This is a genomic window from Lolliginicoccus suaedae (assembly GCF_008312885.1).
Taxonomy (GTDB): domain Bacteria; phylum Actinomycetota; class Actinomycetes; order Mycobacteriales; family Mycobacteriaceae; genus Lolliginicoccus; species Lolliginicoccus suaedae.
This window is the reverse complement of sequence record NZ_VSSO01000001.1, coordinates 931,968-950,212: the sequence shown is the minus strand read 5'-3', so window position 1 is coordinate 950,212 and position 18,245 is coordinate 931,968. Positions and strand designations below refer to the sequence as shown.

Sequence of the window (18,245 nt, the reverse complement as noted above, 5' to 3'; positions counted from 1 at the left end):
AACGATATTTCGTGTTTTCCCAGCGTGTCGTGAAGCGAGGGCGCATTGTGCCCGGTCAGCGCGGTATGGTCGATGCGCGTTTCCAAGCGCGCGAGACCGCCACGCTGGACCGGGATAGAAGGTATCCGATGCGGTCCTGTGTGTACGGTCGCTCCCGCCGCGTCCTCGCGGCGGGATACATGAAGGCAGATGAGACGGAGGAATCGTGGCCCTTCCCCAGTTGACCGATGAGCAGCGTGCTGCAGCCTTGGCGAAGGCGGCAGAGGCTCGCCGGGCGCGGGCAGCGCTCAAGGAGCAGCTCAAGCGTGGCGGAACCGACCTCAAGCAGGTGCTCGCCGACGCTGAGACTGACGAGATCCTCGGCAAGATGAAGGTTTCCGCCCTGCTCGAGGCCCTGCCCAAGGTGGGCAAGGTCAAGGCAAAGGACATCATGACCGAGCTCGAGATCGCGCCGACCCGCCGCCTGCGCGGACTCGGCGATCGCCAGCGCAAGGCTTTGCTCGAGCGTTTCGACTTCGAGGCCTGAGAGTCTCGTGATCGCTGTCGTGAATGATTCATCATCCTCGCGGCCTGGATCCATCTCGGCAGCGCGGCGAAGGGGTCGGCCAGTTGTGCTGGTCGGCCCCTCGGCCGTTGGCAAGTCGACAGTGGTCAAGCGATTGCGCGAGAAGATTCCCGACCTGTGGTTCAGCGTGTCCGCGACGACCCGTGCCCCGCGGCCCGGCGAGGTCGACGGCCAGGACTATCTCTTCGTCAGCCGCGCGGAGTTCGACCGCATGATCGACGCTGGAGAACTCCTTGAGTGGGCGGACATCCATGGCGGCATCCAGCGCTCGGGCACTCCCCGCAAGCCTGTGGATGAGGCCGTGCGTGCTGGCCTGCCGGTGCTGATCGAGGTTGATCTCGTTGGAGCGCGCGCCATTCGCGAGACGATGCCGGACGCCGCGTTCGTGTTCCTTGCCCCGCCGGACTGGGAGACGCTGGTCGCCCGGCTGCGCGGGCGCGGCACCGAATCGCCTGACGTGGTGGAGCGGCGGCTGCGGACCGCGCGCACCGAGATCGCCGCCAAGGACGAGTTCGATCATGTCGTGATCAACGACGACGTGGAACGTGCGGCCTCCGAGTTGGTATCGTTGCTGACCGGGCCGTAGGCGCATGCGCGTATCGCGTGTTCCCGCTGGTGCCGTGCATCGGCGCCGGGGGTGGCATGCAGTGCCTGCGGAGCGCTTGATAAGTGGACCGGTCAATCTCGACCAGGAACCACGTGATGAGGAGATTGTGTGACTGTGAACCAGACGGCGGCCGCTAGCGGTACCCCGATGTATGACCCCCCGATGGGCCTGACGAACCCGCCGATCGATGAGCTCCTTGACCGGGTCTCGTCGAAGTACGCCCTCGTGATCTTCGCGGCCAAGCGCGCGCGCCAGATCAACGATCACTACAACCAGATCGGCATGGGCATGAACGAGTATGTCGGCCCGCTCGTCGATCCCGGCCTGCATGAGAAGCCGCTGTCGGTGGCGCTGCGGGAGATCCACGGCGATCTTCTCATCCACAACGAAGGCGAATAGCGAGGTCCGCCGTGTCGGCGACAGGAACCAGCGCGCGGGATAATCATTCGGCGCCCAAGCGCGTCGTGGTCGGTGTCTCCGGCGGCATCGCGGCCTACAAGGCATGTGCCGTGATCCGCTACCTCGCGGAGTGCGGCCACTCGGTGCGGGTGATCCCGACCGAGTCGGCCCTGCGGTTCGTGGGCGCCGCGACGTTCGAGGCATTGTCGGGCAACCCGGTCACCACGAGCGTCTTCCAGGACATCCCGGATGTGGCGCACGTGAAGATCGGCCAGGAGGCCGACCTGATCGTCATCGCGCCAGCGACGGCTGATCTCATGGCACGGGCGGCGCATGGGCGCGCCGATGACCTGCTCACAGCCACCCTGCTGACCGCGCGCTGCCCGGTGCTCATGGCGCCGGCGATGCATACCGAGATGTGGGAGCATCCCGCCACCGTCGATAATGTCGCCACGCTGCGCGCCCGCGGCGTGATCGTGATGGATCCCGCCTCGGGGAGGCTGACCGGGCGGGACTCCGGGCCGGGACGCTTGCCGGAGCCCAGCGAGATCAGCGGGCTCGGTGCGATGCTTCTCGAGCGTCCGGACTCGTTGCCCCGCGATCTCACTGGCTGCTCGGTCGTGGTGAGCGCCGGAGGTACCCGGGAGCCGCTCGATCCAGTCCGTTTCCTGGGCAACCGCAGCTCGGGCAAGCAGGGCTTCGCGCTCGCCCGCCTCGCGGTGCAGCGTGGCGCGCGGGTCACCCTTGTCGCGGGGGTGACTGCTGGCCTCGAGCCGCCGGCGGGTGCTTACGTGATTCAGGTGACCACTGCCGAGCAGATGCAGGAAGCGGTACGAGCGCACGCGCAGACCGCCGACGTGGTGATCATGGCTGCCGCGGTGGCGGACTACAGGCCCGAATCCGTGGCCGGGAGCAAGATCAAGAAGGTCCAGGACGAGCCCGCGACCCTCTCCCTGGTGCAGAACCCCGACATCCTCGCCGGGATCGTCGAGCAGCGCGGCTCGGGGGACCTGCCCGCCACGCGTGTCATCGTGGGGTTCGCTGCCGAGACCGGGGACGAGCATGGTGATGTCCTGACCCACGCGCGCAGCAAGCTGCAGCGTAAGGGGTGCGACCTGCTTGTCGTCAATGCGGTGGGGGAGGGCAAGGCGTTCGAGGTCGATTCGAACATGGGCTGGATACTTCGTGCCGATGGAGGGGAATCCGCTTTGCCGTTGAGTTCGAAGAACCTTATGGCAAGCCGGATCCTTGATGCGGTGGGGACACTGCTCTTCGCGGGGTAGAGGAACCGGATGGCTCCGTCGTTCCCCGCGTGTTCCGGATCCGTGGCACACCGGTATCGGCGAACCACGGCATCGGCTTGCTCCGCTATTGTCGGATTCGCGCATACCCGGCGAGAACCTGGCGCTAATCAAATGAGAGGGCACAAACGTGAGTGCGAGAAGTCGCAGGCTATTCACCAGCGAATCAGTGACCGAGGGACACCCTGACAAGATTTGCGATGCCATCAGCGATTCCATCCTCGATGCGATCCTCAAGGAGGATCCGCGGGCACGCGTCGCGGTGGAGACCCTGGTCACCACCGGCCAGGTGCATGTCGCGGGCGAGGTGAGCACCCGCGCCTACGCGGACATCCCCACGATCGTGCGCGAGCGCGTGCTCGAGATCGGCTATGACTCCTCCTCGAAGGGGTTCGACGGCAACTCCTGCGGCGTGAACATCGCGATCGGCGCCCAGTCGCCCGAGATCGCCCAGGGCGTGGACAACGCCTACGAGTCGCGGGTGGAAGGCCTCAGCGAGGACGACCTCGACCGCCAGGGCGCCGGTGACCAGGGCCTGATGTTCGGGTACGCCTGCCTCGACACCCCCGAGCTGATGCCGCTGCCCATCGCGCTGGCCCACCGGCTCGCGCGCAGGCTCACCGAGGTCCGCAAGTCCGGGATCCTCCCGTACCTCCGGCCCGACGGCAAGACCCAGGTCACCATCGAGTACGACGGCGAGAAGCCAGTCCGCCTCGACACCGTTGTCGTCTCCACCCAGCACGCCGCGGACATCGACCTCGACAACCTGCTGACCCCCGATATCCGCAACCATGTGGTCAACGCGGTGCTCGCGGAGCTGGATGTCCCGACCCTCGACACCTCCGAGGTACGGCTGCTCGTCAACCCGACGGGCCGGTTCGTGCTCGGCGGGCCGATGGGCGATGCCGGCCTGACGGGCCGCAAGATCATCGTCGACACCTACGGCGGCATGTCCCGCCACGGCGGTGGCGCGTTCTCCGGCAAGGATCCGTCGAAGGTGGATCGTTCCGCCGCGTACGCCATGCGCTGGGTGGCCAAGAACGCGGTCGCTGCCGGTCTCGCCGAGCGCATCGAGGTGCAGGTCGCCTACGCCATCGGCAAGGCGGCCCCCGTCGGGCTGTTCGTCGAGACGTTCGGCACCGAGAAGGTCGATCCCGTCGTCATCCAGGACGCGATCCGCGAGGTGTTCGACCTCCGCCCCGCCGCGATCATCCGGGACCTCGACCTGCTGCGCCCCATCTATGCCCAGACCGCGGCATACGGCCACTTCGGGCGTACCGACATCGACCTGCCATGGGAGCAGACCGATCGGGTCGAGGAGCTTCGCAAGGCAGCGGGCCTCTAGCCGCTAGCGTTCACGAGACGGGGGATACGGAGGCCACCAACTGGAGCGACAGGCTGCGGCCACGCTGCCCATCGCGCAGGTGCTGCCGCTTCTCGAGGTTCCCCATCTCGACCGCGAGTTCGACTACCTCGTGCCCGCGGAGCTCGACGCGCACGCGCAGCCGGGAGTGCGCGTGCGCGTCCGCTTCTCGGGACGGCTCGTTGATGGCTACATCCTGGCCCGCATCGAGCAGAGCACTCATGCGGGCAAGCTCGCCTGGCTGCACAAGGTTGTCTCGCCCGTGCCGGTGCTTCCTCCGGATCTCCTGGCGCTCGTCGAGCGCGTGGCGCGCCGCAGCGCCGGGACGCGGGCCGACGTGCTGCGGCTCGCTATCCCGCCGCGCCACGCCCGGGTCGAGAACGAGGACCCGCCGGCCACCGTCAAGGCCGCTATCCCCGATCCGTCCCTCGATGCCTGGCAGCGCTACGAGCATGCTGATTCCTATCTCGCGGCGCTCGCGGCCCGGCAGCCCGCGCGTGCTGTGTGGAACCCTGTCCCCGGCGAGCAATGGTGGGCCCGCCTCGCCGAGGCCGCTGCTGCCACTGCGGCTGCGGGCCGTGGCGTGATCGTCGTCGTGCCCGATCAAAACGATCTCGATCGTGTCGGCGCGGCATGCGCCGCGCTCATCGGCGCCGAGCATGTTGCCATCCTCGCTGCCGGGCTCGGCCCCACCGAGCGGTACCGGCGCTGGCTGGCCGTGCTCCGCGGCGATAGGCGCGTGGTGGTCGGCACCCGTAGCGCGATCTTCGCCCCTATCCATGATCTCGGCCTGGTCATCCTGTGGGACGACGGCGATGATTCCCTGTGGGAGCCGCGCTCGCCCTACCCGCACGCGCGCGATGTCGCGGTGCATCGCGCCCATCTCGCCGGCGCTGGCCTCCTGCTCGGGGCGTTCTCCCGCACCTGCGAGGCCCAGCTGCTCGTCGAGACAGGATGGGCGCATGCCCTCGTTGCCCCGCGCGACGAGGTGCGGCGCGCGGCGCCGCGAGTGGTGGCGCGCGCGGATAGCGATATCGCGCTGGAGCGAGACCCGGCGGCGAGGGCGGCGCGGATTCCCGCGTTCGCCTTCCAGGCCGCCCGTGCCGCGCTCGAGCGTGGCGAGGCGGTGCTCATCCAGGTGCCCCGTCGTGGCTACCTGTCGGCCGTGGCGTGCCAGGATTGCCGCGAGCCGCTGCGCTGCCGGCGCTGCGCGGGCCCGATGGAGCTGCGGCAGCGCGATGGCGCCTATTCCTGCCGCTGGTGCGGCACCGCCGAGCAGCAGCCACGGTGCCGCCGCTGTGGGTCGGTGAAGGTGCGTGCCACCGTGATCGGCGCGAAGCGAACCGCTGAGGAGCTCGGGCGGGCGTTTCCCGGCGTTGCCGTGATCACCTCGACCGGGGGCGATGGCTCGCCCGAGGTGGCGCCCGGCGCGGCTCTGGTCATCAGTACTCCCGGAGTGGAGCCTCCCGCTGAAGGTGGCTATGGCGCTGTACTCCTGCTCGATGGCTGGCTGCTGCTGGGTCTCGCGGACCTGCGGGGTGGCGAGATCGCGCTGCGCAAGTGGATGGCGGCGGCCGCGCTCGCCCGGCCCGCTTCGATGGGCGGGATGACCGCGGTGATGGCGGATCCCGAGAATCCTGTGGTGCAGGCGATGGTGCGGTGGGATCCCGGGGGGTTCGCCGCGGCCGAGCTGCGCGGCCGGGCCGAGGTCGGGTTCCCCCCGGCGGTGCGGATGGCGGTGGTCGATGGCACGCATGCCGCGGTTTCGAAGCTTCTCGAGGTCATGGAGGTGCCGGACGGCGCCGAGGTGCTGGGGCCGGTGCCGCTGCCGTGGACGGCCCGGCCTCCGGTGATCGGTGAATCCGTGCGTGATGAGGGGGAGGTCGAGCGCGTGCTGGTACGGGTTCCCCGGACTCGGGGCGCGGAGCTCTCCGATGCGCTGCGGGCGGCGCAGGCCGTGTGCAGCTCGCGGCGCGAGACGTCGGCGGTGCGGGTGCAGATCGATCCCTTGAACATCGGCTAGCGGCACGATCGTCGGATGCCAGACTGTATCGGCTATTGACCAATGACCCATCACGATATATCGTTAGTGCAACGACATATCGAAGGGATCTTTTCATGCGCCACGAGCATCGCAACCACGCCCACCGCAATGGCACCCACCGGGGAGCCCGCCACCCGCACCGCCAGGAGCGCCCCGCTGGCCTCCACATCGAAGGCTTCCAGCGCGGTCAGGGACTCATCCGCATCGGAGCGCCGCTCCGCAAGGAGCGCAACCGCCGCGGAGATGTCCGCGCCGCCATCCTCCTGCTCCTCGCCGAGCAGCCCATGCACGGCTACCAGATCATCCAGGAGATCGAGACCCGCAGCGAAGGAGCATGGAAGCCCAGCCCCGGCTCCATCTACCCCGCGCTCGCCCAGCTCGAGGACGAGGGCATCGTCCAGATCGACAACATCAGTGGCCGCAAGACCGCCAGCCTCACCGCTGAGGGCAACGCTTATATCGAGGCGAACCGCACCACGCTTGGCGACCCATTCGCTACCGACACCTCTCCGGCAGGAAGCAGCGGGCGCGAGCTCCGCCAGCTCGCTCGTCTTCTCGGCGCTGCCGCCGGGCAGGTCGCCGCCGTTGGCACGCCCGCCCAGCGCGACGAGGCCGCGCAGATCCTCACCGACGCACGCAAGAAGCTCTACCGCATGCTTGCCGGCGAGGAGTAGCGGGACGGGGGCGCCCGATCCGCCCCTGAACCCCAGCCGCTCCAGCCCACAAACGCGATAGAAACCGCAGCCACCCCGGCGTGTTGCACCGGCGTGTCGAGCAGCTTCTATCGCGTTTGCGGCGGTTTGCGGAGCATTGCGGCAGATAGGGGAGCGGCAGGCAGTGCCGCCCCAGCGCTACACGCTAGCGACGCCTGGCTCGAGGAATCGCTTGCCGTTGACAGCCTCGGAGGTGCCGGTGCGGTCCAGGTACGGAGTGATGCCACCGTTCCAGAACGCGAACCCGCCGCCGAGGATCATGCACAGGTCGATGTCCTGCGCGGCCGCGACGACGCCCTCGTCGAGCATCAGCTGCACCTCCTCGGCGAACGCGCGGCGGGTGCGCTCGAGGACCTGCTCGGCGGTCGAGGGGTTGTCGCCCTGGGTCCACAGCTCGGCGACCTTCGGGTCCACCGCCTGCTTGCCGTTCTCGTCGTTCGCCCAGATGGACTTGAGGCCGGCGTCGACGATGGCGCGGAGGCCGGGGGAGTCCTTGAACCGGTCGGGCGCGTACTCGGAGAGCGTCTCGCCAGTGTGCAGGGCAACGGCGGGGCCAACCAGCCCGAGCAGGGCGAACGGCTTCATGGGCATGCCGAGCTCGGTGATGGCGACATCCGCCACTTCGAAGGGGGTGCCTTCGTCGACGGAGTTCATGACCTCGCCGAGGGTGCGGATGAGCAGCCGGTTGAACACGAACCCGGGCAGGTCAGCGACGAGCACCGCGGACTTCTTCAGCGACTTGGCGGTGGCGAACGCGGTCGCGAGGGTCACATCGTCGGTCTTCTCGCCCCGGATGATCTCGAGGAGGGGCAGCACGGCGACGGGGTTGAAGAAGTGGAACCCGACGACCCGCTCGGGGCGCTTGAGGTCAGCGGCCATCTTGGTGATCGACAGCGATGAGGTGTTCGTCGCGAGGATGGTGTCCTCGGCGATGTGGTCCTCGAGCTCGGCGAAGATCTTCTTCTTCAGGTCGAGGTTCTCGAACACGGCCTCGATGACGAAGTTGGTGCGCGCGAACGCTGCCTTGTCGAGCGAGCCGGTGACGAGCGCCTTGAGCCGGTTGGCGGCGTCGGGGGAGAGGCGCCCCTTGCCCTGGAGCTTGTCGATCTCGCCGTGGACGTAGTCGAGGCCCTTGTCGATGCGCTCCTGGTCGATGTCGGTCATGATGACCGGAACCTTGAGCTGGCGGGCGAACAGCAGCGCGAGCTGGGAGGCCATGAGCCCGGCGCCGATGATGCCGACTCCGGTGACGGGCCGGGCGAGGGACTTGTCGGGTGCTCCGGCTGGCCTCTTGGCGCGGCGCTGCACGAGGTCGAAGGCGTAGAGCCCGGCGCGCAGCTCGTCGCTCATGATGAGGTCAGCGAGGGCCTCGTCCTCGGCGGCGAATCCCTTCGCGAGCGAGTCGGGGTCGTTGATGTCGGTGTCCTTGGCGAGCGCGAGCAGCTCGAGCGCACGGGCCGGGCCGGGAGCGAATCCCTTGGTCTTGGCGTCGACGAGCTTGGTGGCGCGGGCGAGCGCATCGTCCCAGCCCTGGCCGCGGTCGATCTCGGGGCGCTCAGGGGCGGTCTCGCCGTTGATGACGGCGGCGGCCCAGCGAAGCGATTGCTCGATGAAGTCCGCGGAGTCGAGCACCTCGTCGAAGATGCCGAGCTTGGCGGCCTGCTCGGGCTTGAGCATCTTGTTGTTGCTCAGCGCGTTCTCGAGGATCACGGTGACGGCGTTGGCGGGCCCGATGATGTTGGGCAGCAGCTGGGTGCCGCCCCAGCCGGGCACGAGGCCGAGGAAGCACTCGGGCAGCGCGATGGCCGCGGCGCTGCGGGAGACGGTGCGGTAGTGGCAGGCGAGCGACACTTCGAGGCCACCGCCCATGACGGCGCCATTGACGAACGCGAACGTGGGGACACTGGAGTCGCGGAGGCGCTTGAACACCTTGTGACCGAGCTGCCCCATCTCGAGGGCGAGGTCGCGGTCGGTGATGGTGGGGACGCCCTTGAGGTCGGCGCCGACGGCGAAGATGAACGGCTTGCCGGTGATCGCGATCGCGGTGGGGCTCGCGTCGAACGCGGTGTCGAGGGCAGCGTCGAGCTCCGCGAGGCCGGTGGGCCCGAACGTGGAGGGCTTGGTGTGATCGAACCCGTTGTCGAGGGTGACCAGCGCGACCTTGCCGGAGACGCCGGGGACGTCGATGAGCGTGGTGTAGGCGTGGGTGACGACTTCGTCGGAAAACGCCGAGGCGAGATCAGTCATGCGTGGTTATGCCTTCTCTCCGGTGTAGTTGGGGTTCTCCCAGATGACGCTGCCGCCCATGCCCATGCCGATGCACATGGTGGTCAGGCCGTAGCGCACATCGGTGCGTTCCTTGAACTGGTGGCTGAGCTGCGTCATCAGGCGCACGCCCGAGGAGGCGAGAGGGTGGCCGCAGGCGATGGCGCCGCCCCACTGGTTGACGCGCGGATCGTCGTCGGCGATGCCGAAGTGCTCGAGGAACGCGAGCACCTGCACGGCGAACGCCTCGTTGATCTCGAACAGGCCGATGTCGCTGATGCTCAGGCCGGTACGGTCGAGGAGCTTCTCGGTGGCAGGGACGGGGCCGATGCCCATGACGGCGGGGTCGACGCCCTTGAACGAGAACCCGACCATGCGCATGCCGATGGGCAGGCCGAGCTCGGTGGCAGTGTCCTCGCCGGCGATGATCGCGGCGGTGGCGCCATCGTTGAGGCCCGCGGCGTTTCCGGCGGTGATGCGGCCACCAGCGCGGAACGGCGTCTTCAGGTTGGCGAGGTCCTCGAGGGTGGTCGAGGGGCGGGGCGGCTCGTCAGCGGTGGCGTAGCCCCAGCCGGTCTCGGCGTGGCGGGTGGCGATCGGCACGAGGGTCTCGGCGATCTTGCCGGCGGCGCGCGCGGCCTCGTACTTCTGCTGGCTGCCGATGGCGTAGGCGTCGGTGCGGTCCTTGGTGATGGTGGGGAACCGGTCGTGCAGGTTCTCCGCGGTGTTGCCCATCACCAGCGCGCTCGGGTCGACGAGCTTGTCGGCGAGGAACCGCGGGTTGGGGTCCACGCCCTCGCCCATCGGGTGGCGGCCCATGTGCTCCACGCCGCCGGCGATAGCGATGTCATACTGCCCGAACCCGATCGCGCCCGCAGTGGTGGTGACGGAGGTCATCGCGCCAGCGCACATGCGGTCAATGGAGTAGCCAGGCACGGTCTCGGGGAGGCCAGCGAGGATGGCGGCGGAGCGGCCGATGGTGAGGCCTTGGTCGCCGGTCTGGGTGGTCGCGGCGATCGCCACGTCGTCGATGCGGTCGGTGGGCATCTGGGGGTTGCGGCGCACGAGCTCGCGGATGCAGTTGACGATGAGGTCATCGGCGCGGGTCTCGGCGTAGATGCCCTTCTTGCCGGCGCGCCCGAAAGGCGTACGGATGCCGTCGACGAAGACGACGCTCCGGGAATTGGTGGTGGAAGCCACGCGGTGTTCCTCCTGGTGGAGTTGGGCTATTGGCTGGAACATCCCCACTCTAGATCCCGGCCTTGCTCCGTGGGCCGAGAGCCGGGTACCGGAATGCTGCTGTTCCGTTCGGTTCCTGCCCGGCTTGTGCGTATTCTCGTATCCGTTTGCACCACGATTGCCCCCTTTTCGGTGGGCACCTGGGAGGTTGGCATGGCTATCGGGCACGCATGCAGGCAGCAGTCCGCCATGGTCGCCGCCGTCATCATGGCCACCCTCGCTGTGCTCTCCGCCCAGCCAGCCCCTGGCCAGGTGGTCCCGGCGGGCAGCGCGATCATGCCGACCGTGACCGGGCCTTTCCAGCCCACCCCTATCCTCGCCAAGCGAGCGGACAAGGCCAGCCCGGGGCGTGCTCCGGAGGGAACCAACGATTTCGGGTGCGAGCCGGGCGATCGGGCCCCCGTGCTGCTGGTCCACGGGACGGACTCCTCCGCGTACAGCGATTTCGCGACGCTCGCGCCCCGGCTGCGACTCGAGGGGTACTGCGTGTACGCGCTCAACTACGGCGCGGGCGAACCAGGCCTTGACCTGAGCCCCACCAGCGGGCATGGCGTGCCGACTTACGGCACCGCGGACATCCGGCGCTCGGCGGGCGAGGTCGCCGATGCGGTCGGCCGCATCCAGCGAGCCACCGGTGCGCGCACGGTCGATCTGGTCGGATTCTCCCAGGGCGCGAACGTCACCCGGTACTACACCAACAAGCTCGGCGGAGCGCGGAATGTCGGCGCATGGGTCGGCATCGCCACGCCCACATATGGCAACGGTGCCCTCGCCGCCATCACCACGATCCCCGGTGCCCCGGAACTCCTCTCCGAGGCATTCGCACCTGCTCTCCTCCAGCAGATCGAGGGCTCGGAGTTCCTGCGCGAGCTCAACACCCCGTCCGACACCGTCCCGGGAGTGGCCTACACAACGATCAATACCCGCCACGATGAGGTCATCCAACCGGTGCGCAACGCCGCTCTGCGCGGATCGGGCGCGCGAAACCTCCTCCTGCAGGATATCTGCCCCCTCGACATGAGCGGGCACTTCCAGCTGCTCTACAACCCGACCATCCACGACCTGGTGCTCGCCGCGCTCGACCCTCGGCACGAGCCGAGCGCTGCGTGCCAGATGATGGCGCCCGGGGTGGGCCTGGTGGAGACCTTCGTCGCGAGCAACAGCTGAGCGGAGTTCGCGGCAGGCCGCACGATCAATACACTGGTGCAGTCGAACGACCACCCACCACCAGAGGGAGATCCATGCGGCTCGTCTTTGCCGGCACCCCAGAACCGGCAGTGCCAGCCTTGCGCCGCCTCATCGATAGCCCCCGCCATGAGGTGGTGGCCGTGGTCACGCGCCCTGACGCTGCCGCCGGGCGTGGCCGCCGCGCGCGCCGCAGCCCGGTCGGGCAGCTCGCCGACGAGCATGGCATCCCCGTGCTCGCCCCGGCCCGCCCCTCCGATCCCGCGTTCCTCGCGCAGCTCGAGGAGATCGGCCCCGATTGCTGCCCGGTCGTGGCCTACGGGGCGCTGCTGACCCGCGAGGTCATCGCCATTCCGCGCCTTGGCTGGATCAACCTGCATTTCTCCCTGCTGCCGGCATGGCGCGGGGCCGCGCCGGTGCAGGCCGCCATCGCCGCCGGAGATGCCATGACCGGCGCCACGACGTTCCGCATCGACGAGGGACTCGATACCGGTGACGTGCTGGGCACCATGACCGAGCGCATCCAGCCCTCCGATACCGCTGGCGTGCTGCTCGAGCGGCTCGCCGAGGCGGGCGCGGTACTCCTCGAGCACACCATGGACGGGCTCGAGGACGGCGCGCTGACGGCCATCCCCCAATCGGCAGAGGGGGTCTCGCACGCTCCGAAGGTCACCGTCGAGGCGGCACGAGCGCGGTGGAACCAGCCCGGCCACATCGTGGACCGGCACATCCGCGCCATGACACCCGCGCCAGGAGCATGGACCATGGTCGGGGACCTGCGTGTGAAGATCACCAGCGCGGGCGTGGACGAGGCCACCGTGCTCGCGCCCGGCGAGATCCAGGCCGGCAAGAACACCGTGCTCGTCGGAACGGCCACCGGAGCGCTACAGCTCGACACCGTCCAGCCCCAGGGCAAGAAAGCCATGCGCGCCGCCGACTGGGCTCGCGGCGCGCGACTCGCAGAAGGAGCGACCGCTCAGTGACTCCCTCCGAACCATCCAGGCACGGGCCCGCCAACAACCCGCGGCGAGGCGGCAAAGGGGGAAGCAGGCCAGGCCCCAAGCCCTCGCACCGCGAGTCCGGGCGCCGCGGCCCCGCGCGGGCCCAGCCACCCGTGGATGCCGCGGTGGACCCTGCCCGGCTCGCCGCGCGCGACGTGCTGCGCGCGGTCCGTGATCGCTCGGCCTACGCGAACCTCATGCTTCCCAAGCTGCTGCGAGACCGGCGGATAACTGGCCGGGATGCGGCCTTCGCCACTGAGCTCACCTATGGAGCATGCCGCGCGCAGGGCCTGCTCGACGAGATCATCGCTGCCGCTGCGGGCCGCCCCGCGAGCGAGATCGACGGCACCATCCTCGACATCCTCCGACTCGCCGCGTACCAGTTGCTGCGCACGCGGGTGGCACCGCATGCCGCCGTGAGCACCGCCGTCGCGATGGCGCGCACCGAGGGCGGCGAGCGCATCACCGGCTTCGTCAACGCGGTGCTGCGCCGGGTCTCGGAGAAGACCGAGCAGGAGTGGGTCGCGCAGCTCGCCCCGGCCGATCCGATCGGCCGGGCCTCGTTCACCCATGCCCACCCCCGCTGGATCGGCCAGGCCTTCGCGGACGCTCTCGGTGCCAGTGCCGACGAGATCGACGAGGCCCTCGCCGCCGACGATGCGCGGCCCACCATCCACCTCGTCGCCCGGCCGGGCGAGATCACCGGCGAGGAGCTCGCCCTCATCACCGGTGGCACCGAGGGCGCCTACTCGCCGTACGCCGTCCACCTGGAGTCAGGCGACCCCGGTGACCTCGAACCAGTTCGTGACGGGCTCGCGTCGGTGCAGGACGAGGGCAGCCAGCTCGTTGCGCTCGTCGCGCTGCGGGCACCAGTCTCCGGCCCTGACCAGGGGCGCTGGCTGGACCTATGCGCGGGACCGGGCGGCAAGGCGGCCCTGATGGGCGCGATCGCCGCGATCGATGGTGCCCGGCTCGACGCGGTAGAGATCTCCACGCACCGGGCCGAGCTGGTCCGCGCCTCGGTGAAGGGGCTCCCGGTGACCGTCGTCGAGGCGGATGGCCGCGACAGTGGCCTGCAGCCCGGCTATGACCGGGTACTCGTCGACGCCCCGTGCACGGGGTTGGGCGCCCTGCGCCGGCGACCGGAGGCACGCTGGCGCAAGCAGTCCAGCGATGTCGCTGGACTAGCGCGGCTGCAGCGGGAGCTGCTCGATACCGCGATCGACCTCGTGCGGCCCGGCGGGATCGTGGTGTACTCGACCTGCTCGCCGCATGTCGCGGAGACGATCGGCGTTGTCTCGCAAGCGATCCGCAAGCGCGGGGTCGAGGCGATCCCGGCCGGCGAGGTGCTGGCCGAGGTGCCTCGCGCTGCTGCTGGTCCTCATGGCGAGTTCGTGCAGCTGTGGCCGCACCGGCACGGCACCGATGCAATGTTCATCGCGGTGCTGCGCAAGCCCGAGTAGCCGCGCCCCGGCGGGCTGGCTGCTCGCCGGGCGGGGCGGGGCGGCTCGGCGTAGCATCGGCCCGGTGCGAGACACCGAGATGCCCCCGGCGGTACCAGCGGCGCGAGTGCACGCCTTCCACGATGACGCGATCGGCGATCGCGATGCGGTAGGGATCGCTGCCGCGATCCGGGGCGGCAGCATCTCCGCGGCCGAGGCGGTCGAGGCAGCGATCAGTCGCGTCGCCGAGGTGGAGCCCCGGATCCATGCATTGCAGCTCGCCGACTTCGACCAGGCCCGCGAGCGGGCGCGCACCGCGCCGCCAGCAGCACCTGGCGCTCTCGCTGGCGTGCCGACAATGCTGAAGGACAATGTCAACCTCGCCGGGCAACCCACCACGCGGGGATCGCTGGCCGTCCCCGCGCGCCCGGTCCGCCACACCGATCGCTTCGTCGAGCAGTTCCTCGCGGTGGGCCTGGTGCCGCTGGGCAAGTCGCGCCTGCCCGAGTTCGGCTTCAACGCCTCCACGGAGTTCGCGGACTCCGAGCCCACGCGCAATCCCTGGCACCTCGACTACTCCGCGGGGGCCTCCTCGGGCGGCGCGGCAGCACTGGTCGCGAGCGGCGCGCTGCCCATCGCTCATGCCAACGATGGCGGTGGATCGATCCGCATCCCCGCCGCCGCGTGCGGGCTCGTCGGGCTCAAGGCGAGCCGCGGCCGCATGCGCACCGAGCCCGTGCAGGACGCCCTTCCCGTCCGCATCATCTCCGACGGCGTGGTCGCCCGGACGGTCCGGGACGTCGCCGCGTTCCACGTTGATGCCGAGCGCGTGTTCCGCAACAAGGCACTGCCACCCATCGGGCACATCGGCGGTCCGGGCCAGGAGCGGCTGCGCATCGGCGTCGTCCTCGACTCCGTGGTGGAACACGCCACCGATCCCGAGACACGTGGTGCCGTCCGCGCGACCGCGGATCTGCTCGCCACCCTCGGCCATCACGTCGACGACGCGACCCTGCCAGTCGGACCAGGGTTCGCGCGGGACTTCGTGCACTACTGGGGGATGCTGTCGGTGCTGCTGACCGCGCCCGGGCGGTGGATGCACGGTCGCGAGTTCAACCGGGCCCGCCTCGATCCGCTGACCCTGGGCCTCGCCCAGCGATACTGGCGGGAGGCATACCGGACCCCCGCCGTGCTACGCCGGCTGCGCGGCACATCCGCAGTGGTGCAGGAGTGGTTCGAGCCGTGGGACATCGTGCTCAGCCCCGTCGTGGGCCACACCACGCCACCCATCGGGTACCTCTCGCCGAACCATCCCTTCGAGGAACTGATCGAGCGGCTGCAGACCTACGTGTCGTTCACGCCGCTCAACAACGCGGCCGGCAACCCCGCCATTTCCCTGCCAGCGGGCACGACCAGCGACGGCAGGCCCATCGGGGTGCAGCTCTCGGCCCCGCTCGGCGGCGAGCGAGCGCTGCTCGAGGTGGCGATGGAGCTCGAGCAGGCACGGCCATGGCGGCGCATCCAGGACGAGTAGGCCCTGCTTCGCCCGGGTCAGCCTCGCGCGGTGTGGCGCAGCCACCACAGGCCGACGAGCGGCAGCACGAGCGGGATGAACAGGTAGCCGGACCCGTAGTGCGACCACACGGTCGGCTCCGGGAACCACTCCGGCACGACCAGGCTGATCGTGCCGACGACGATCACACCAGCGAACTCGATGATGCACGACCACGCCGCGAGGCGCCGCGACACCGTGCTCGCGCGGGCGAGGGTGATGGTGGCGACGACGTAGAACACCGCGGCCACCGCGGAGAGGCTGAACGCGATGGGCGCGACGTCGAAGCGTTGCACGATCTGCACGAACGAGCGGGCCGCGGCGGCGAGGCTGAACACCGCGTAGACGGCGATGAGCACGCGCCCCCCGCCGGTGCGGGTGCGCTCGCGCAGCTCGTCCTCGTCGCGGCCCGGTGCCGGCTTCGCGGGGCTCATGGCACCACCCATACCGCGTACATGCGGAGCACCATGATCGGAACGGACAGCAGCGCGACGGTCAGGACCCCGGCTCCGGCGCGGGTCCGGTCACCGAGCGCCCACCACACGGCGATCGGCAGGATCAGCGGCACACCGACGAGATAGAGGACGAACGTCAAGGTATCGATGTCGCGATCGCCCGCGATCAGCAGCACTACGCCGAGGATGGATTGCGCGATGGTCAGCAGCTCGATGAGGCCAAGCGTGCCGAGAAGTGCCTTGTCCGCGCGGCGAGCGGGGTCGAGCGGGCTGTCCGCGACCACCTTGATGAACGTCCACAGCATGCCCGCGAGCGCGAGCGCGGTGATGGTGAGGGCAAGGGGCGTGTTCATGGCGTTCGGACTTTAGCACCCGCACCTCTTACACTCGCATCATGGCTGCTCACCCCACCGCCCCCATCATCGCCCCCTCAATCCTGTCGGCTGATTTCGCGCACCTCGCCGACGATGCCCGTGCCGTCGACAATGCGGACTGGCTGCACATCGACGTCATGGACGCCCACTTCGTGCCCAACCTCACCTTCGGCCTCCCCGTGGTCAAGAGCCTGATGAAGGCATCGAGCAAGCCGTTCGATTGCCACCTGATGATCGAGAACCCGGAGCGGTGGGCCCCGCCGTACGCCGAGGCCGGCGCCTACAACGTCACCTTCCACGCCGAGGCCACCAATGACCCCGTCTCGGTCGCCCGCGCCCTGCGCGCGGCGGGCTCCAAGGCGGGCCTTTCCATCAAGCCGGGAACCCCGCTCGAGCCCTACATCGAGATCCTCAAGGAGTTTGATGTGCTGCTGGTGATGAGCGTGGAGCCAGGATTCGGCGGCCAGAGCTTCATGCCCGAGGTGCTCGACAAGGTCCGCACCGCCCGCCGCCTCGTTGATTCCGGCGAGCTCGACCTGATGATCGAGATCGACGGCGGCATCGCGCTCGACACGATCGATGAGGCCGCCGCGGCCGGGGTGGACTGCTACGTGGCCGGGTCCGCGGTCTATGGCTCGGCGGATCCGGCGGCGGCGGTGGACCAGTTGCGCGCCCGCGCCCGCGCCGCCGATCCCCGGTACGCCAGCTAGTCCGGGGCCAGCGATGCGCGTGCACCTCGACGACGCGATGCGCCAGGCGGTCGAGGCATCCGAGCAGGCCCGCGGCCGCACCAGCCCGAACCCGCCCGTGGGCGCGGTCGTGCTCGACGTCGCGGGCACGATCGTCGGTGTCGGCGCCACGCAGCCCCCGGGCGGCCCGCACGCCGAGGTGATGGCGCTGCGGGAAGCCGGGGAGCGCGCCTTCGGTGGCACCATGGTGGTCACCCTGGAGCCGTGCGACCACCATGGGCGGACACCACCGTGCAGCAAGGCGGTGATCGATGCGGGAATCGCGCAGGTCCACTACGCGGTGGATGATCCGATGGCAATGGCCAGCGGGGGAGCACGAACGCTGCGGCGGGCTGGCCTGGTGGTCACCACCTGGCACGATCCCAGCGCGGTGACGCGCGGCCCGCTGCGGGCGTGGCTGCACCGGCAGCGCACCGGGCGCCCGCACATCACCTACAAGTACGCTGCCTCCCTCGATGGCCGCTGCGCCGCAGAGGATGGATCGAGCCAATGGATCTCCGGCTCGGCATCAAGGGCGAGGGACCGGCTCGAGCGATCCCGCATCGATGCCATCATCGTGGGCACCGGCACGGTTCTCGCCGACGATCCCTGGCTGACCGCGCGGCATCCCGATGGCAGCCTCGCCGAGCATCAACCAGCGCGCGTAGTGGTCGGGGCGCGCGAGCTGCCGCCGGAGTCCCGCGTCCTCGATGATGCCGCGCCCACGATCCTCGTGCGGTCGCGGGACGTCCGGGAAGTCATCGACGCGCTCGGTGATCGCACGGATGTCGTCCTCGAGGGTGGCCCGCACCTCGCGGGCGCGTTCTTCCAGGCGGGGCTGATCGACCGCATCACCGCCTATGTCGCGCCCGTCATCCTCGGCGGCGGCACCCCGGCGGTCGTGGATGCCGGGGTCGGGAATATCGCTGGGGCTCACCGGTTTGAGTGTGAGAGCGTCGGGATGCTCGGGGAGGATGTGCTCATCAGCCTCGTCCCGCGATAACGTGGAGGC

General features: G+C 69.5%; 17 protein-coding genes. 13 read left to right on the top strand and 4 right to left on the bottom strand.

The features are described 5' to 3' along the window. Positions 1 to 205 precede the first annotated feature (205 nt). From mihF to FXO18_RS04325, 7 genes are all read left to right on the top strand, one after another. Positions 206 to 526: an integration host factor, actinobacterial type gene (gene mihF, locus FXO18_RS04355; RefSeq protein WP_149359800.1), complete on the top strand. Its 321-nt coding sequence runs from the start codon at positions 206 to 208 to the stop codon at positions 524 to 526. An 85-nt stretch (positions 527 to 611) separates the two neighbouring features. After that, a complete protein-coding gene (gene gmk / locus FXO18_RS04350) occupies positions 612 to 1,151 on the top strand; it encodes a guanylate kinase (RefSeq protein ID WP_407936423.1) in 540 nt (179 codons plus the stop codon). Positions 1,152 to 1,319: 168 nt separating this feature from the next. After that, positions 1,320 to 1,571: a DNA-directed RNA polymerase subunit omega gene (gene rpoZ / locus FXO18_RS04345; RefSeq protein WP_149360104.1), complete on the top strand. Its 252-nt coding sequence runs from the start codon at positions 1,320 to 1,322 to the stop codon at positions 1,569 to 1,571. Positions 1,572 to 1,582: 11 nt separating this feature from the next. Continuing rightward, positions 1,583 to 2,854, top strand: coding sequence for a bifunctional phosphopantothenoylcysteine decarboxylase/phosphopantothenate--cysteine ligase CoaBC (gene coaBC, locus FXO18_RS04340; protein WP_149359798.1), 1,272 nt, complete (start codon positions 1,583 to 1,585; stop codon positions 2,852 to 2,854). A 148-nt stretch (positions 2,855 to 3,002) separates the two neighbouring features. Continuing rightward, positions 3,003 to 4,217 (top strand): methionine adenosyltransferase, encoded by a 1,215-nt coding sequence (metK, locus tag FXO18_RS04335; RefSeq protein ID WP_149359797.1) that lies wholly within the window; start codon positions 3,003 to 3,005, stop codon positions 4,215 to 4,217. A gap of 79 nt (positions 4,218 to 4,296) precedes the next feature. Then, on the top strand, positions 4,297 to 6,258 hold the full coding sequence (locus tag FXO18_RS04330; protein WP_149359796.1) for a primosomal protein N': 1,962 nt from the start codon (positions 4,297 to 4,299) through the stop codon (positions 6,256 to 6,258). Positions 6,259 to 6,353: 95 nt separating this feature from the next. Next, a complete protein-coding gene (locus FXO18_RS04325) occupies positions 6,354 to 6,953 on the top strand; it encodes a PadR family transcriptional regulator (protein WP_149359795.1) in 600 nt (199 codons plus the stop codon). Between the two features lie 177 nt (positions 6,954 to 7,130). Here FXO18_RS04325 and FXO18_RS04320 read toward each other — a convergent pair whose 3' ends face one another. Together FXO18_RS04320 and FXO18_RS04315 are read right to left on the bottom strand one after the other, a co-directional pair. Next, positions 7,131 to 9,239: a 3-hydroxyacyl-CoA dehydrogenase NAD-binding domain-containing protein gene (locus FXO18_RS04320; RefSeq protein ID WP_149359794.1), complete on the bottom strand. Its 2,109-nt coding sequence runs from the start codon at positions 9,237 to 9,239 to the stop codon at positions 7,131 to 7,133. A 6-nt stretch (positions 9,240 to 9,245) separates the two neighbouring features. Continuing rightward, positions 9,246 to 10,457, bottom strand: coding sequence for a thiolase family protein (locus FXO18_RS04315; protein WP_235900434.1), 1,212 nt, complete (start codon positions 10,455 to 10,457; stop codon positions 9,246 to 9,248). A 192-nt stretch (positions 10,458 to 10,649) separates the two neighbouring features. On the opposite strand from FXO18_RS04315, the gene FXO18_RS04310 reads away from it, so the two are divergent. From FXO18_RS04310 to FXO18_RS04295, 4 genes are all read left to right on the top strand, one after another. Continuing rightward, entirely contained in the window at positions 10,650 to 11,663 is a 1,014-nt protein-coding gene (locus FXO18_RS04310; protein WP_235900433.1) for an esterase/lipase family protein, read from the top strand. Positions 11,664 to 11,737: 74 nt separating this feature from the next. Continuing rightward, positions 11,738 to 12,664 carry a methionyl-tRNA formyltransferase gene (gene fmt / locus FXO18_RS04305; protein WP_149359792.1) on the top strand — a complete coding sequence of 309 codons (927 nt, stop codon included), beginning with the start codon at positions 11,738 to 11,740 and terminating at the stop codon, positions 12,662 to 12,664. Further along, positions 12,661 to 14,145, top strand: coding sequence for an RsmB/NOP family class I SAM-dependent RNA methyltransferase (locus FXO18_RS04300; protein ID WP_187774169.1), 1,485 nt, complete (start codon positions 12,661 to 12,663; stop codon positions 14,143 to 14,145). The genes fmt and FXO18_RS04300 overlap by 4 nt, the downstream gene beginning before the upstream one ends. 79 nt (positions 14,146 to 14,224) lie before the next feature. Continuing rightward, positions 14,225 to 15,658, top strand: a complete 1,434-nt coding sequence (locus FXO18_RS04295; RefSeq protein WP_149360101.1) for an amidase — start codon at positions 14,225 to 14,227, stop codon at positions 15,656 to 15,658. Between the two features lie 17 nt (positions 15,659 to 15,675). Here FXO18_RS04295 and FXO18_RS04290 read toward each other — a convergent pair whose 3' ends face one another. Together FXO18_RS04290 and FXO18_RS04285 are read right to left on the bottom strand one after the other, a co-directional pair. Continuing rightward, the gene (locus tag FXO18_RS04290; protein WP_149359791.1) at positions 15,676 to 16,110 is read right to left on the bottom strand and encodes a hypothetical protein; all 435 of its coding nucleotides are present in this window, start codon (positions 16,108 to 16,110) and stop codon (positions 15,676 to 15,678) included. Continuing rightward, positions 16,107 to 16,484: a hypothetical protein gene (locus FXO18_RS04285; RefSeq protein WP_149359790.1), complete on the bottom strand. Its 378-nt coding sequence runs from the start codon at positions 16,482 to 16,484 to the stop codon at positions 16,107 to 16,109. Before FXO18_RS04285 ends, FXO18_RS04290 begins: the two co-directional genes overlap by 4 nt. A gap of 41 nt (positions 16,485 to 16,525) precedes the next feature. Here FXO18_RS04285 and rpe point away from each other — a divergent pair, with 41 nt between their 5' ends. Beyond that, complete coding sequence (rpe, locus tag FXO18_RS04280) at positions 16,526 to 17,215, top strand: ribulose-phosphate 3-epimerase (RefSeq protein WP_149359789.1); 690 nt, start codon at positions 16,526 to 16,528, stop codon at positions 17,213 to 17,215. Positions 17,216 to 17,228: 13 nt separating this feature from the next. Further along, on the top strand, positions 17,229 to 18,236 hold the full coding sequence (gene ribD / locus FXO18_RS04275) for a bifunctional diaminohydroxyphosphoribosylaminopyrimidine deaminase/5-amino-6-(5-phosphoribosylamino)uracil reductase RibD (RefSeq protein WP_149359788.1): 1,008 nt from the start codon (positions 17,229 to 17,231) through the stop codon (positions 18,234 to 18,236). Positions 18,237 to 18,245 lie beyond the last annotated feature (9 nt).